Source organism: Methyloparacoccus sp. NF-16 (assembly GCF_056880625.1).
In genome coordinates this window covers 798,832-811,885 of record NZ_CP174130.1, presented here as the reverse complement: position 1 = coordinate 811,885, position 13,054 = coordinate 798,832, and the positions used below count along the sequence as shown (strand labels likewise).

16 protein-coding genes and 1 tRNA gene are annotated in these 13,054 nt (G+C 64.3%); all 17 read left to right on the top strand.

What is annotated here, in order from left to right; translation table 11 throughout:
- Positions 1 to 10 precede the first annotated feature (10 nt).
- Positions 11 to 517: a transcriptional regulator NrdR gene (nrdR, locus tag ACH5N8_RS04025; RefSeq protein ID WP_483282602.1), complete on the top strand. Its 507-nt coding sequence runs from the start codon at positions 11 to 13 to the stop codon at positions 515 to 517.
- 75 nt (positions 518 to 592) lie between these two features.
- Positions 593 to 1,729 (top strand): bifunctional diaminohydroxyphosphoribosylaminopyrimidine deaminase/5-amino-6-(5-phosphoribosylamino)uracil reductase RibD, encoded by a 1,137-nt coding sequence (ribD, locus tag ACH5N8_RS04020; RefSeq protein WP_483282601.1) that lies wholly within the window; start codon positions 593 to 595, stop codon positions 1,727 to 1,729.
- A 10-nt stretch (positions 1,730 to 1,739) separates the two neighbouring features.
- Positions 1,740 to 2,396, top strand: a complete 657-nt coding sequence (locus ACH5N8_RS04015) for a riboflavin synthase (protein ID WP_483282600.1) — start codon at positions 1,740 to 1,742, stop codon at positions 2,394 to 2,396.
- Complete coding sequence (gene ribBA, locus ACH5N8_RS04010; protein WP_460026913.1) at positions 2,393 to 3,502, top strand: bifunctional 3,4-dihydroxy-2-butanone-4-phosphate synthase/GTP cyclohydrolase II; 1,110 nt, start codon at positions 2,393 to 2,395, stop codon at positions 3,500 to 3,502. The genes ACH5N8_RS04015 and ribBA overlap by 4 nt, the downstream gene beginning before the upstream one ends.
- 19 nt (positions 3,503 to 3,521) lie before the next feature.
- On the top strand, positions 3,522 to 3,857 hold the full coding sequence (locus tag ACH5N8_RS04005) for a hypothetical protein (protein WP_483282599.1): 336 nt from the start codon (positions 3,522 to 3,524) through the stop codon (positions 3,855 to 3,857).
- A complete protein-coding gene (ribH, locus tag ACH5N8_RS04000; RefSeq protein ID WP_460026911.1) occupies positions 3,854 to 4,336 on the top strand; it encodes a 6,7-dimethyl-8-ribityllumazine synthase in 483 nt (160 codons plus the stop codon). The genes ACH5N8_RS04005 and ribH overlap by 4 nt, the downstream gene beginning before the upstream one ends.
- Positions 4,333 to 4,770 (top strand): transcription antitermination factor NusB, encoded by a 438-nt coding sequence (gene nusB, locus ACH5N8_RS03995; RefSeq protein ID WP_483282598.1) that lies wholly within the window; start codon positions 4,333 to 4,335, stop codon positions 4,768 to 4,770. The genes ribH and nusB overlap by 4 nt, the downstream gene beginning before the upstream one ends.
- Before the next feature lie 7 nt (positions 4,771 to 4,777).
- Positions 4,778 to 5,740: a thiamine-phosphate kinase gene (gene thiL / locus ACH5N8_RS03990; RefSeq protein WP_483282597.1), complete on the top strand. Its 963-nt coding sequence runs from the start codon at positions 4,778 to 4,780 to the stop codon at positions 5,738 to 5,740.
- Positions 5,718 to 6,239, top strand: a complete 522-nt coding sequence (locus ACH5N8_RS03985; protein WP_483282596.1) for a phosphatidylglycerophosphatase A family protein — start codon at positions 5,718 to 5,720, stop codon at positions 6,237 to 6,239. Before thiL ends, ACH5N8_RS03985 begins: the two co-directional genes overlap by 23 nt.
- A gap of 92 nt (positions 6,240 to 6,331) precedes the next feature.
- Positions 6,332 to 6,408, top strand: a tRNA-Met gene (locus ACH5N8_RS03980).
- Between the two features lie 94 nt (positions 6,409 to 6,502).
- Entirely contained in the window at positions 6,503 to 7,741 is a 1,239-nt protein-coding gene (locus ACH5N8_RS03975; RefSeq protein WP_483282595.1) for a tyrosine-type recombinase/integrase, read from the top strand.
- Between the two features lie 150 nt (positions 7,742 to 7,891).
- Positions 7,892 to 8,605 carry a hypothetical protein gene (locus ACH5N8_RS03970; RefSeq protein ID WP_483282594.1) on the top strand — a complete coding sequence of 238 codons (714 nt, stop codon included), beginning with the start codon at positions 7,892 to 7,894 and terminating at the stop codon, positions 8,603 to 8,605.
- Positions 8,606 to 8,706: 101 nt separating this feature from the next.
- Complete coding sequence (locus ACH5N8_RS03965) at positions 8,707 to 8,913, top strand: helix-turn-helix transcriptional regulator (protein ID WP_483282593.1); 207 nt, start codon at positions 8,707 to 8,709, stop codon at positions 8,911 to 8,913.
- Positions 8,914 to 9,197: 284 nt separating this feature from the next.
- Positions 9,198 to 9,695, top strand: a complete 498-nt coding sequence (locus ACH5N8_RS03960; protein WP_483282592.1) for a hypothetical protein — start codon at positions 9,198 to 9,200, stop codon at positions 9,693 to 9,695.
- Positions 9,682 to 9,918 carry a hypothetical protein gene (locus ACH5N8_RS03955; RefSeq protein ID WP_483282591.1) on the top strand — a complete coding sequence of 79 codons (237 nt, stop codon included), beginning with the start codon at positions 9,682 to 9,684 and terminating at the stop codon, positions 9,916 to 9,918. The genes ACH5N8_RS03960 and ACH5N8_RS03955 overlap by 14 nt, the downstream gene beginning before the upstream one ends.
- Complete coding sequence (locus tag ACH5N8_RS03950) at positions 9,908 to 12,544, top strand: DNA-primase RepB domain-containing protein (protein WP_483282590.1); 2,637 nt, start codon at positions 9,908 to 9,910, stop codon at positions 12,542 to 12,544. Before ACH5N8_RS03955 ends, ACH5N8_RS03950 begins: the two co-directional genes overlap by 11 nt.
- Positions 12,544 to 12,984: a hypothetical protein gene (locus tag ACH5N8_RS03945; protein ID WP_483282589.1), complete on the top strand. Its 441-nt coding sequence runs from the start codon at positions 12,544 to 12,546 to the stop codon at positions 12,982 to 12,984. The genes ACH5N8_RS03950 and ACH5N8_RS03945 overlap by 1 nt, the downstream gene beginning before the upstream one ends.
- Positions 12,985 to 13,054 lie beyond the last annotated feature (70 nt).

Sequence of the window (13,054 nt, the reverse complement as noted above, 5' to 3'; positions counted from 1 at the left end):
GGGCCCGACCATGAGATGCCCTTTCTGCGGCGCCCAGGACACCCGCGTCATCGACTCCAGGCTGTCCCAGGAAGGCGATCAGGTACGCCGGCGGCGCGAGTGCACGGAATGCCGCGAGCGCTTCACCACCTTCGAATCCGCGGAGCTGAGCCTGCCCCGCGTGATCAAGACCAATGGCAGTCGCGAGCCCTTCCGGGAGGACAAGCTGCGGGCAGGCATGCTGCGCGCCCTGGAGAAACGCCCGGTGGGCAGCGACCAGATCGAGGCGGCCATCACGCGCATCAAGAAGAAACTGCTGGCCTGCGGCGAGCGCGAAATCCCTTCCCGCCTGATCGGGGAAAACGTCATGGCGGAACTGGCCCGGCTCGATCATGTTGCCTATGTCCGGTTCGCCTCGGTCTATCGCAGCTTTGAAGACATCAACGAATTCCGCGAAGTCATTGACCACCTCGAACACGAACCCAAGCCTGATGATAGCGGGCAGGCCGACGTTTTCCGTGGCGGCACCCGCGCCTGAACCGGGAACGGGCCCCAGCTCCCGCCGTAAGGCGGCGGCGAGCCAACCGCCGGCACCAACGCGCGACTGCCCCTGATGGCTGGCCCGCCCCCGACCCGCGAGGATGCCGCCTACATGGCGCGCGCCATCGAGCTGGCGCGCCGCGGCCTGTACACCACCGACCCCAACCCACGGGTGGGCTGCGTCATCGTCAGAGAGGGCCGCATCGTCGGCGAGGGCTGGCACCAGCGCGCCGGCGAACCGCATGCCGAGGTCATCGCCCTGCGCGCCGCCGGCAGCGCGGCTGCCGGCGCCGATGTCTACGTGAGTCTCGAACCCTGCAGCCATCATGGCAAGACGCCGCCCTGCAGTCAGGCGCTGATCCAGGCCAACGTCCGCCGGGTGGTTGCGGCGATGGAAGACCCGAATCCGAAGGTGGCCGGCTCGGGCCTGCGGCAATTGCGCGAAGCCGGCATCCAGACCACCTGCGACCTGCTGCGTCCGGAGGCGGAGGCGCTCAACCCGGGCTTCTGCCAGCGCATGCGACGGGGCAAGCCCCTGGTCCGCAGCAAGCTGGCCATGAGCCTGGATGGCCGCACCGCCATGGCCTCCGGCGAAAGCCGCTGGATCACCGGCGCGCAAGCCCGCCGCGATGTCCACCGCCTGCGAGCGCGCAGCTCGGCGATCGTGACCGGCACAGGCACGGTCCTGGCCGACGATCCGCAGCTGACCGCCCGGCTGGAAACCAGCGGCACCGCCGTTCACCAGCCCGTGCGCATCATCCTCGATTCGCGCCTCAGGATACCGCCGGGCGCACGCCTGATCGACGCGCCGGGCCGGACGGTCATCCTCACCGTACAGACCAGGCTGCAACGCGAGAACTGGCCGGGCTGCGAGATCGTCACCCTGCCCGGCGACGCCCACGGCCGGCTGGTGCTGGAGGCAGTGCTCGCCTGGCTCGCGGAACAGGAGTTCAACGAGGTCCTGTTCGAGGCCGGTCCCACGCTCAACGGCGCGCTGCTGCAGGCAGGCTGGGTCGACGAATGGATCGTGTACCTGGCGCCGGTGGTGCTGGGCGACGCAGCGCGCGGCCTGTTCCACCTGCCGGGGCTGAGCCGGATGGCGGACCGGCCGGCGCTGGAACTGCACGCGACACACCAGCTGGGGCAGGACCTGCGGCTGACCCTCCGCGCCCCGTCCCGGCAGGGCCCCCCATCACCGATCCATCCATAGGCAACGCGCCATGTTCACCGGCATCATCCAGGCCATCGGGACCCTGACCCAGATCGACTCTCGTGGCGGCGATTGCCGCCTGTGCATCGCCACCGGCAAGCTGCCGATGGACGAGGTCCGGCTCGGCGACAGCATCGCCGTGAATGGCGTCTGCCTGACGGCCGTCGGCCTCGGCCCGCAGGCTTTCTGCGCCGATGTCTCGCGCGAGACGCTGTCGCGCACCACGCTCGGCCAGGCCCGCGCCGGCTCGCCGGTCAACCTCGAACTGGCCCTGCTGCCAACCATGCGCCTCGGCGGCCATCTGGTCAGCGGCCATGTCGACGGCATCGGCCGGGTGCTGGACAGGCGCGACGACGGCCGCTCCTGGCGTTTCGAACTCGAGGCCCCGGCGGCGCTGGCCCGCTACATCGCCGAAAAGGGCTCCATCTGCATCGATGGCGTCAGCCTGACCGTCAATGCCGTGCAAGGTGCGCGCTTTGGCGTCAACATCGTGCCGCACACGCTGGCCGAAACCACCTTCGGCAAGCTGCAACCCAGCGACGCGGTCAACCTGGAGGTCGATCTCCTGGCCCGCTACCTGGAACGCCTGCTGCAGGGCGACGCAGCGGCGGAACCGGCTGGCGGCGTATCCCTGGAACTCCTCAAGCACACAGGCTTCCTGTCATGAACAGCACCGCGGAACTGATCGAGGACATCCGGCTCGGCAAGATGGTCGTCCTGCTGGACGACGAGGATCGCGAGAACGAGGGGGATCTGGTGCTGGCGGCCATGCATACCCGGCCCGAGGACATCAACTTCATGGCCCGCTATGGCCGCGGGCTCATCTGCCTGACCCTGACCCGGGAGCGTTGCCAGCAGCTGCGGCTGCCCCTGATGGTGAACGAGAACCGGACCCCCCACTCCACCAATTTCACCGTATCCATCGAAGCCGCGACCGGCGTCACCACCGGCATCTCTGCGGCTGACCGGGCGCGTACCATCCAGTGCGCCGTGGCGCCGTCCGCCAAGCCCGACGACCTGGTCCAGCCCGGCCATGTGTTTCCGCTGATGGCCCAGCCCGGCGGCGTGCTCAACCGCGCCGGCCACACCGAGGCCGGCTGCGATCTGGCCCGGCTTGCCGGACTGGAACCGGCGGCGGTGATCGTCGAGATACTCAACGAAGACGGCTCCATGGCACGCCGCGCCGATCTGGAGGCATTTGCCACCGAGCACGGCCTCAGGATCGGCACCATCACCGACCTGATCCAGTACCGTATCCAGAACGAAAAGACCGTCGAGCGCATCTGTGAATGCGATTTCCCGACCGACTACGGCCAGTTCCGCATGATCGCCTACCAGGATCAGGTCGACCGACGGCTGCATCTGGCGCTGACCATGGGCCGGATCGCCGGCGACGAGCCGGTGCTGGTGCGTGTGCACGGACGCAACCTGCTCAGCGATCTGCTCAGCGGCAAGCGCGAGGGCACCTCGCTGCCCCTGCGCACGGCCATGCAGCGCATTGCCGACGAGGGCCGCGGCGCGCTGGTGGTGATCCGCCGGGAAGAGGACGACAAATCCCTGGTGGAACGCATCCACCAGTACCAGATGGAGGACCACGGGGTAGAATTGGCCACCCCGGCGATCTCGCAGGAAGACTGGCGCACCACCGGCACCGGCGCGCAGATCCTGGCCGATCTCGGCATCCGCAAGCTGCGCGTGCTCGGCAGTTCGCCGAAGAAGTACCTGGGGCTGTCGGGATACGGGCTGGAGGTCGTCGAGCTGGTCAGCCCCTGAGCCGCCCGGGGCCGACGTCATGATCAACCACACCACGGACGACATCGCCGGCCTGTCCCGGCAGCTGAGCAAACTGATCGCCGCACTGGAGCGACAGCGGCAGGAAGAGCTGGGCCATCCAGCCGCTCTGCTCACGGAACAGGCGCTGCAGCAAACCCGGCGCCTGCTGGCCGGGCTACGGGCCGGCCGCGCCGCCTGGCCGAGCGGATTGCGGAGCCTCGGCGACTATCTGGGCGCCACCTGGGTCGACCAGAATCCCTGGGTCGTCCCCCACCTCGGCCGCCTTGCGGCGGGGCTGTCCGACCTGGCCGCGGGAACCGCCATCCCACCCACTTCAGAGAGACAAGCAACATGACAAGCATACTCAAGACCTACGAGGGCCAGATGCTGGTGCAAGGGGCCCATTTCTGCCTGGTCGCCGCCCGCTTCAACAGCTTCATCGTCGATGCGCTGACGGCTGGCGCCACCGATGCGCTGGTCCGGCACGGCGCCCAGCGCGACGACATTCACCTGATCCGGGTTCCGGGCGCCTATGAGCTGCCGCTGGCCGTGCAGAAGGCCGCCGCGACCGGCCGTTACGACGCCATCATCGCGCTGGGCGCCGTCATCCGCGGCGCGACACCGCATTTCGACTACGTGGCCGGCGAATGCGTGAAGGGTATCAGCAGCATCTCCCTCAAGCACGAGATCCCCGTTGCCTTCGGGGTGCTGACCGTGGACACCATCGAGCAGGCCATCGAGCGCGCCGGCACCAAGGCCGGCAACAAAGGGGCGGAAGCCGCGCTGTCCGCCATCGAGATGGTCAACCTGCTGCGGGAAATCGACGCCGGATGAGCAGCAGCCCGAAAAGTCTCGCCCGCCGCAGTGCCGTCCAGGCCCTCTACCAATGGCAGCTGACCGGCGACAACCTGTCGGAGATAGAACGGCAGTTCGTCGAGGAGCATGGCCTGACGACGGCGGAACGGCCCTACTTCCAGGATCTGCTGCACAACGTGCCCAGGTCGCTGGACGAAATCGATGCCGCCCTGGCCGAATTCACCAGCCGGCCGATCGAGCAGATCGATCCGGTAGAGCGCGCGGTGCTGCGCATCAGCACCTACGAGCTGTTGAGACACCCGGAAATTCCCTACCGCGTCGTCGTCAACGAAGGCATCAACCTGGCCAAGGAATTCGGCGCCAGCCAGAGCCACAGGTTCGTCAATGGCCTGCTCGACCGGCTCGCCCACAAGCTGCGCGCCGCGGAGACGGCCGCCCGCAAGACACGCTGACAGCGGCATGGCCCTGGGCGAGTTCGAGCTGATCCGCCGCTATTTCGCCGATACCCGTCCCGGCCGGGGCGATACCGCGCTGGGCATCGGCGACGACGCCGCACTGCTGCGCCCGCCCGCAGGCCTGGAACTGGCGGTCACCACCGATACCCTGCTGGCGGGCGTGCATTTCCTGCCCGGCGTCGATCCGGCCACGCTCGGCCACAAGGTCCTGGCCGTGAATCTCAGCGATCTGGCGGCCATGGGCGCGGAGCCCGCCTGGTGCCTGCTGGCCCTGACCCTGCCGGCCGCCGACGAGGACTGGCTGCGGCGCTTCTCCGGCGGTTTCCGCGACCTGGCCCGGGCACACGGCGTCGACCTGGTGGGCGGCGACACGACGCGCGGTCCCCTGTCCATCACCGTCCAGGCCATCGGCCTGGTGCCGCCGGGGCAGGCGCTCGGACGCTCGGGAGCCCGCCCCAGCGACCTGATCTATGTCAGCGGTCCGCTGGGCAGTGCCGGGCTGGGGCTTGCGATGCAGCAGGGTACGGTGCTGCCGCTGGACCCGCCCACCGTCGCCGCGCTGGAAACGCCGCAACCCCGCTGTGCCCTGGGCAGGGCGCTGCGCGGACTGGCCAGCGCCTGCATCGATGTTTCCGATGGTCTCGCCGCCGATCTGGGACACCTGCTGACCGCCAGCCGGGTCGGAGCCCGTCTGCTTTATGAGCAGGTCCCCCTGAGCGACAGGGTCAGGCGGCATATCGCGTCCGGCGGGGACGCGGCACTTCCCCTGATGGCCGGGGACGACTACGAACTCTGCTTCACGATCCCCAGGGCACGCCGCCGCGAGGCTGACGAACTGCTGCGACGGCTCGAGCTGGCCGGCGGCTGCATCGGCGAGGTCGAGGAGCAGCCCGGACTGAGAATATTCAGGCATGGAGCGCCCCTCACCTTGCAGAAGAAGGGTTATGACCACTTCCCCTCCCCCTGACAGACCGGCCAAGCGGGGAGCGATCCCTTTTCCCGCCCGGCATCTCCTGACCGATCCCCTCTGCCTGCTCGGCCTCGGCTTCGGCACGGGGCTTTCGCCCAAGGCGCCCGGCACCTTGGGCACGCTGGCCGCCCTGCCGCTCTATGCCCTGCTGTCCCCGCTGGATTGGCCCGCCTACCTCGCCATCGCCGGTCTGCTGTTCATCGCTGGCATCCGGATCTGCCAGCACACCGAAGATCGCCTGGGCGTCAGCGACCATTCCGGCATTGTCTGGGATGAGATCGTCGGTTATCTCATCACCATGACCGGTACTCCCTTGGACTGGCGAACCCTGGCGGCAGGCTTCCTGCTTTTCCGCCTGTTCGACATCCTGAAACCCTGGCCCATCCGCAAACTGGACCGCTCGCTGCATGGCGGCCTGGGTATCATGCTCGACGATGCCCTGGCCGGCATCCTCGCCGCCGTCAGCCTGTGGGCTGTCCGGCCCTACCTGGTCTGACAAGTGGGGCATCCCGCCATCCTGATGTCGGGACCGTGAAGAAATCAGCGCTTGCGAACGCGGGAAAGGTTCGGCTATAATTATGCTTCTTTCGCGGGGTGGAGCAGTCTGGTAGCTCGTCGGGCTCATAACCCGAAGGTCGTAGGTTCAAATCCTGCCCCCGCTACCACTTTATTGTTTACGGGCTTCCGTAAGCGCACAGAAAACCGGCTAAGTGCCGGTTTTTTATTGTCTTTTGCTTCCATACACGTCCACGGGCAACCGTGGGTAGCCACGCTCTACTGCGGGTAACTGAGTTACCCGATTTGGAGTTACCCGCAATGGCCCTCACAGACACCGCCGTCAGGCTGACCAAGCCTGGCCCCAAGCCCATCAAGAAGGCCGACGCCAAGGGCCTGTTCATCCTGATCCAGCCGAGTGGCGCGAAGTGGTGGCGATTCCGGTACCGATTCGGCGGCAAGGAGAAGCTGCTCAGTCTCGGCACCTACCCGGAAGTTACCCTCAGCCAGGCGCGGGTAACTCGCGATCAGTACCGCGCCCTGCTGGCACAAGGCATCGACCCGAGCGACCAGCGCAGGGCCACCAAGGATGCCGCCGCTGATACTTTCGCGGCTATCGCCCTGGAGTGGCACGCCAAGCACTCGCCCACCTGGGCACCGGCGCACGCCAAGCGCGTGATGGAGCGGCTAAGCAATCACGTCATGCCCTTCATCGGCAACAAGCCGATCACCGAGATCACCGCGCCCATGATCCTGGCGCTTCTCCGGCGCATGGAGGCGGCCGGCAGGCTGGAGTCCGCCCACAAGACCAAGCAATCCATCGGGCAGGTATTCCGTTATGCCATTGCCACGAGCCGGGCCGGGTCCGATCCGACACCCAGCCTCAAGGGCGCACTGCCGCCTGCCAGTCCGGACCACTTCCCTGCCCTGCTCGACCCCGCCGCCATTGGCGCTGCGCTGCGCCAGTTCGATGGATATGGTGGCTATCCCGCCGTGCGGGCCGGCCTGCGCCTGGGGCCATTGCTGTTCTGCCGACCTGGCGAGCTACGCACGATGCGCTGGGCCGACCTGGACCTTGATGCCTGTGAATGGCGCTTCATCCTGAGCAAGACCAAGGCCCCACAGATTGTTCCGCTGTCCCGCCAGGCAATGGCCGTCATCATGGACCTGCACCCACTGACCGGACGCGGCATCTACGTCATGCCGTCACAGCGAGCGCCAAAAGGTGACAGGCCAATGAGTGACGCCGCCATTACCGCCGCGTACCGGTCAATGGGTATTGAGCAAGCTGTTCTTGTCGCGCACGGCTGGCGAGCAACCGCCAGGACGCTGCTGGTGGAGAAGCTGAAATTCCCCGCCGATATTGTCGAGCAGCAGCTCGGGCATGTCGTGCGTGACCCGCTTGGCCGGGCCTATAACCGGACTCAGTATCTGGACGAACGCAAGGCGATGATGCAGACCTGGGCCGATTATCTGGATGATCTCAGGGAAGCCGTTATCTGAGGAATCACCAGCCGCATCACTGTCCCAGACCCATGCAGGGCATAAGGGTATAATCCGATTACCGCGACACGGCCGGCCAGCCGGGGAAGCCTCTCACCTTCCCATGTCGCGGTTTCCATTCAGTGAGAGTTATTACCGTGTGAGAGCGGCATGTCAGTACGTTCAGAAGCCATTGAGCTACTTGGCGAGATCAAACAGTCTCTCGCTGACCACAACATCAGTATAGGCACGCAAAAAATACTCGATAAGATGGCGCATCACTATGAAATAATGCGCCCTGCATTCGAGGAAATATGGGAGATTGTTGATCAGCGGGCAGTTCGTTTTGCTCTACTGCAAAATATAGCGCAAGTCTATGCTAGCTATAAAAAGGATGGGTTAAGAGATGTTCGCGAAGCGCGAGCAGATTTAAGGTCTCTGATCGGTGAATACCTAGCTGTCGTTGAAAAATCTATCGATTTGATTGATGCCATCAATGAGAAGGCATATGACGCAATGCTTGTACCGCCCGATTGGCTTGATGACCCACTGAAGCTCATGCTTCGGGCAGACATCATAGACGATCACAAAAAGAGCACTTTTTCTAGCCTTGCCGGCAGATTCAACACGGACCAACATCGACCGCGACATGGCGAAATGCTGCGGGCACTGCTCCCCATGACCATCGCGGACTTTGGTGAAATAAACATCGATGTTTACACGGCAATTGCTGCATCGCGAAAGTCATCGACAAAGGATTTCATCAGAATACTGAAGCCGTTAATCATAGAAATTTGCGGGCAACAGATTTCAGTGGGATCGCTGGTAGCGATCAATGACGCGCTTGGCACCGACATGAGCGAGGACGTCATCCGAAAAGCATAGAGGACGATTCGCCCAAAAAAACAACCGCGAATCGTCCGGACACCGAGACATGGTTTAGAAAAACTATCGTCCGTCAATCACAATCGACGGATGATCAGGAAATGTCTACACACATCGGTGAACTCTGGCGCTTACCGCGCCTTGAATCTGAACTCGGCGTCAAGAAGAGCGCGATCTATCTATGGGAGCGGCAGGGCAAGTTCCCGCGCCGCATAAAGTTGGGCCGAGCGTCGGCCTGGAACAGCGTTGAGGTCCGGGACTGGGTCAGGCGTCGTGCCGAGGGTGAACCCCTGGGTGGTGACGCATGATGGTCAACCACTTGACAGTCCCAGGCGGTCAGGGACAAACTGTTCAACGTCACCTCCTCAATGAGGTGGCCGGGATTGGCGTCCCGAAACCACTTGGCGCAAAAAGCGCCGCGTACAATCGCGGCTTCTTTTTGCCTATCGCTCAAGCTCCATCTATGACGGGCTGGGCGAGGCCCAGCAATGGGGCCGGTTCCAAGTGGCCGGTACGCCAACCTCGTTCAGTCCGTCCCCATGTCATTGGCGTGGCTCGGGGGCGGGTTAACAACCCACACTTGGAGTCCGAAATGTCACACGACAACACCCTGGGCGCAGTCCGCCCGAACACCACCCCTTCCACCGCCGGCACCGCCAGCGAGATTCGCTGGGTCCGCGAGGCCACCATCATCAAGCGCATCCGCCGCAGGCTGGCACTGCACGGGCAGTTCCTAATCAAGACTCGCGAAGGCACCGCCGAAAGGCGCGAGAACGGCACATACGCCATCGCTGATAAGGCCAACGGAATCTTTGCGAAATCAGTAAAGCTGGACTCGCTCGCCCGTGCGCTTGGTGTATTGGCTGATGACGAAAAGATCGACCCGCCCATGAATAGGGGCTGGCGCTACTACATCGGCCGCAAGATTGTCACCGATGGCGCACCAAAGGCGATTCACACCGTCCGGGTTACTCGGGACTACACGACCCCTCAGGCCGCGTGGAAGGCCGCAGAGGGCTTCGAGGGCGACGACCTGATTGAGGTGGGTTATCTGGCTGACCGCCAGGAGGGCCGCCATGACGCCAGATAAACGAAAGCCGCGCCCGGCGGCAACCGGGAACGCGGCCAATAGCGAAACACAGCAACCCAAGAATACCAAACTGCGCGAGACAGTCGCAATGGTGTTTGTAAGCTTGCTGTACGCCGCGCTGCTGCTGGATTCAGTATTGGGCATGACGGAGGCACAGCGCACCGCAGCGCTGCGCATGGCCCGGATGGCGTCAATTCAGGCGGAGGTGACACATGACCGCTGAAGTCACCAACGCTGACTTTCTCAACGGGCTGTTTGGCGAGTACCTGGACCCTGATCGCGATCCGCGCTGCTATGCCTGGGTAACGACATTCTGGCCTGACCCGACCACAGCGCCCGCGAAGGTGTGGTTTGGCCAGAAATGGGATGGCAAGGAATTCGGCACCCTCGGCACCGCGAATACGTTTTTCTCGATTGGCTTGGTCAAGTACGCATCTAAGAGGGGCGACGTGCTGGCGACCATCAGCCGCCGGAAGGAGTGTTTCGCCGGCTTGCCCTGCGTCATGCTGGACGACCTCGGCACCAAGGCCGATGAGGAACTGCCGGTCCCGCCCACATGGTTGATCGAGACTTCACCGGGCAACTATCAGGCCGGCTATGCGTTCACAACACCGATTGAGGGCGCAACGGATGCGGATGCGTATATCAAGGCGCTGACCGCCGCCGGCAGGCTGACCGATGCCGGTGGGCAAAACGTCACCCGGTATGCCCGCCTGCCGGTGGGCGCAAACACCAAGGGCAAATACGGAGACCCCTTCCAGCACCGGCTGGCCGTGTGGGAGCCGACCCGTCGCTACGATCCGTTGGAACTGGCCGACCAGCTTGGACTCGACCTGACCGTTCACGAACCCGTCAGGAGTCGGGGCAAGCGGGGTGCCCTTAGGGGATCGAAAATTGAAGTGTCAGACGATGAGGTATTCCAAGCACAAGCCGACGAGAACCCCGTCATCACCATCCTGAAAACGAGGGGACTGTACAAGTCCCCGCTCGGGAGCGGCAAGCACGACATCACATGCCCGTGGGTAAAGGACCACACCGATCAGATCGACGGTGGAACTGCCTACTGGGAACCGGACGCTACCTATACCAGGGGCGGCTTCAAGTGCCAGCATGGGCACTGCACTGGGCGACGCATCGGGGCGCTGCTGGACGAGATAGGCGTCACATCGGTAGAGGCCAAGAACCGACCGCAGATCAAGGTGCAGGGCGGGGCGCTGCACACCATCGTCAATCACGCGGAGCGACTGCTGGCCGAGACCGGGCATTATTTTCAGCAGGGCGGACTGATCGTCCAGATTGTCACCGACCAATGGGGCGAGACCCGCGTGGTCCCGCTGACCAAGCCCGCCGTGCAGATGGTCTTAACCCGGCTGGCCAGCTGGATGCGGCTGGATAAGCGGGCGGATGCGTGGTTCGAGATTGATGCTCCCACCAATCACTCAACCGTACTGTGGGACGCCGCCGAGTACCGTAGCCTGCCGCCGCTACTGACCCTGGCACGACAACCGTTCCTACGCCCCAACGGTACGGCTTGCGCGTCCTCGGGCTATGACGCGGAGACCGGGCTTTTCGGCGTGTTCGATCCGCGATCATTCCCGATCATCCCGGCCCCCACCCAGCGGGATGCGGAACTGGCCCTGGGGCGCTTGACTGATTTGTTGGGCGAATTCGAGTTTCGGGCCAAGAGCGACCTGTCCGCCGCGATCAGCGGAATGCTGACAGCCGCCGCGCGTACCTCACTGCCAACGGCTCCGGGCTTCCTGGCGACCGCGCACACCTTTGGTTCCGGCAAGAGCTACTTGCTGGACATCCTGGCTGCGTTCGCCACCCCTGACAACATTGCGTCGACCACGTTTGTGATCGATGACGATGAGATGAGGAAGCAGCTTGTCGCCACCCTCATGGAATCCCCATCGGTCATCAAATTCGATGAGATGCGGGGCGACCTCATCCCCATCAAGTGCTTGTTGTCGGCGCTGACCTCCGAACGCATCGAGGGCCGGATTTTGGGCGTTTCCAAGATGGCCCGGCCATCGACCCGTTCGTTGATGCTGTTCGCCGGGAACAATGTTCAAGCCGTGCTCGACATGGGGCGGCGCGTTGTCACCATCCACCTGGACCCGCAAAGCGAAACCCCGGCCGCGCGGAACTACAGTGCCGATCCGCTCAATCACCTGAAAATCCATCGAGGGGAGTACCTGGCCGACGCCCTGACCATCATCACGGCATGGGTCAACGCCGGCCGGCCGGCCAGTGGGGCCAGGCCGCTTAACGGTTTTGGTCAGTGGTCCGACTGGTGCAGGGAGCCGCTGCTGTGGCTTGGGCTGCCGGACCCGTGCGAAGGCATGTTCGCGCAGATGGCCGACGACCCGGACCGGGAAACGCTCGGCCAACTGTTGCACATTTGGCAAAGATGTTTTGGGCGCGATCCGCAGATGGTGCGGGCGCTGATAACCCGCGCAAACGACGTTAAGGACCTCAGTGACGTGCTGTTGGAAATTGCCGGCAGCAGGGGCGACGTGATCGACCGGGTGCGTCTCGGCAAGTGGCTCAAGTCTCACGCCGGCAGGATCGTGGACGGTATGCGGATCGTCAAGGATGAGACCTTCAAGCGCAACGGCGTACAGTGGCGTTTGACACTTTTGCACCGCGAGCCGGAATCACCCGATCAACCCGACTCACCCGACTCCCGCACCAGCAAAACATCCGCGCATGAGTCGGGTAAGTCGGGTAAGTCGGGTGTTTTCCAGCCACAGCAAAAAAGTGTCAGCGGCACGATGCCCCACCCCATCGCGGGCCGCGATGGCCCGGCGGGGAGGAATTTTTCGCCTGATATGGAGTTGTTCTGATGGACGCGGCAACCTTCATCCACCACATCCGCAGGGCAGGCTTCACCTTGGCTGAGGTGGGCGGCAACCTCGCCGTCAGTCCTGCCACTCGACTGGAGCCTGGCCAGCGTCGATACATCGTTGACCACAAGGCTGAGTTGGCGGCAGCGCTCCGCGCGTCGGAGGCGCTGCTGCCGGCAGGGCCGGCCGGCAATGACATCGAAGCGGCAAACCATCGCCATCGGGTACCGTCCGAGCTGGAGCCGCTGGCGCTGGCCGCGCACTTCCAGCGCAAGCTGGAGCCTGTCACCTGCGCCACCTGCCGGCATGCCCGCCGTCACCAACATCCGATGCTGGCCGCCTGCACTGCCGGCGTGGACTCGGGCACGGTCGTTGGTGGTTTCTGGGCGACCGACAGACACCTATGCGCTTGGTACCTGAACATACAGGAGGCAACATGAGTACCACCACCCCCCACTTCGGACCCTCAAGTCCTGATGCAGTCAGGTGCAAAGACTGCCGGCACTGTCC

Excerpts from the sequence above, each read along its gene's own strand:
- nrdR (WP_483282602.1), top strand. The coding sequence starts at position 11 with ATGAGATGCCCTTTCTGCGGCGCCCAGGACACCCGCGTCATCGACTCC.
- ribD (WP_483282601.1), top strand. The coding sequence starts at position 593 with ATGGCTGGCCCGCCCCCGACCCGCGAGGATGCCGCCTACATGGCGCGC.
- ACH5N8_RS04015 (WP_483282600.1), top strand. The coding sequence starts at position 1,740 with ATGTTCACCGGCATCATCCAGGCCATCGGGACCCTGACCCAGATCGAC.
- ribBA (WP_460026913.1), top strand. The coding sequence starts at position 2,393 with ATGAACAGCACCGCGGAACTGATCGAGGACATCCGGCTCGGCAAGATG.
- ACH5N8_RS04005 (WP_483282599.1), top strand. The coding sequence starts at position 3,522 with ATGATCAACCACACCACGGACGACATCGCCGGCCTGTCCCGGCAGCTG.
- ribH (WP_460026911.1), top strand. The coding sequence starts at position 3,854 with ATGACAAGCATACTCAAGACCTACGAGGGCCAGATGCTGGTGCAAGGG.
- nusB (WP_483282598.1), top strand. The coding sequence starts at position 4,333 with ATGAGCAGCAGCCCGAAAAGTCTCGCCCGCCGCAGTGCCGTCCAGGCC.
- thiL (WP_483282597.1), top strand. The coding sequence starts at position 4,778 with ATGGCCCTGGGCGAGTTCGAGCTGATCCGCCGCTATTTCGCCGATACC.
- ACH5N8_RS03985 (WP_483282596.1), top strand. The coding sequence starts at position 5,718 with ATGACCACTTCCCCTCCCCCTGACAGACCGGCCAAGCGGGGAGCGATC.
- ACH5N8_RS03970 (WP_483282594.1), top strand. The coding sequence starts at position 7,892 with ATGTCAGTACGTTCAGAAGCCATTGAGCTACTTGGCGAGATCAAACAG.
- ACH5N8_RS03965 (WP_483282593.1), top strand. The coding sequence starts at position 8,707 with ATGTCTACACACATCGGTGAACTCTGGCGCTTACCGCGCCTTGAATCT.
- ACH5N8_RS03960 (WP_483282592.1), top strand. The coding sequence starts at position 9,198 with ATGTCACACGACAACACCCTGGGCGCAGTCCGCCCGAACACCACCCCT.
- ACH5N8_RS03955 (WP_483282591.1), top strand. The coding sequence starts at position 9,682 with ATGACGCCAGATAAACGAAAGCCGCGCCCGGCGGCAACCGGGAACGCG.
- ACH5N8_RS03950 (WP_483282590.1), top strand. The coding sequence starts at position 9,908 with ATGACCGCTGAAGTCACCAACGCTGACTTTCTCAACGGGCTGTTTGGC.
- ACH5N8_RS03945 (WP_483282589.1), top strand. The coding sequence starts at position 12,544 with ATGGACGCGGCAACCTTCATCCACCACATCCGCAGGGCAGGCTTCACC.